The 609-nt window shown below is 40.2% G+C and carries 1 protein-coding gene; it reads right to left on the reverse strand.

Going from position 1 to position 609, the window contains the following annotated elements:
* Positions 1 to 59 precede the first annotated feature (59 nt).
* Positions 60 to 609: alkaline shock response membrane anchor protein AmaP (gene amaP / locus FC85_RS00010; protein ID WP_083484816.1), on the reverse strand; the 550-nt coding region annotated here is incomplete at its 5' end.

Below are 609 nucleotides of genomic sequence, written 5' to 3' on the forward strand. Positions count from 1 at the left end.
CCCCCCCAATAATGGGCCATTTATATTTTTGCCAATAATTTGCCATATAAATTTACCTCCTACATAACCCGTGAATGGTGAGAATCTGGCTGGCTGAAATCATTTAACTTAATACTAATCTGCTTGTCAGGAGCCAGACCCAAGGTAGTTTTTAAGCGCGTTTCAATCGTCTGAATAAACTCTTTTCCCTGTTGAGTGGCCTGATCAGACGGCAACAAAGCACCTGAGACCCGAATTCGAATTTTGTGCTTAGATAATCTGGTCGTAACTTTGGGGTCTTGAATATAGGGCTCTTGCTTCAAAGCAGTCAAAACAAAATTACTAATGGCCTTCCGAGTTACAATTAATTGTCCCGTAGGCTTCTGATACAGGTACATCGTGTTAGGGCGATGCCAGAAAATAATGACCAGAAAAAGGCCAATCAAAATGAGTGATAAAGCCACACTTCCCCAGAATAAATATAGGGGTGCATACCGATTCACCCAATCATAGGCAGTTAAATCGATGGGAAATGGCGTATGAGTAACCCTAGCCCAGGTTGCCATTAATGGGAAAATTGCAAATGGAAATAGAATGATAATAATAATCAGGTAGAGCAATTTATAAATA

Source organism: Lentilactobacillus diolivorans DSM 14421, assembly GCF_001434255.1.
Classification (GTDB): Bacteria; Bacillota; Bacilli; order Lactobacillales; family Lactobacillaceae; genus Lentilactobacillus; species Lentilactobacillus diolivorans.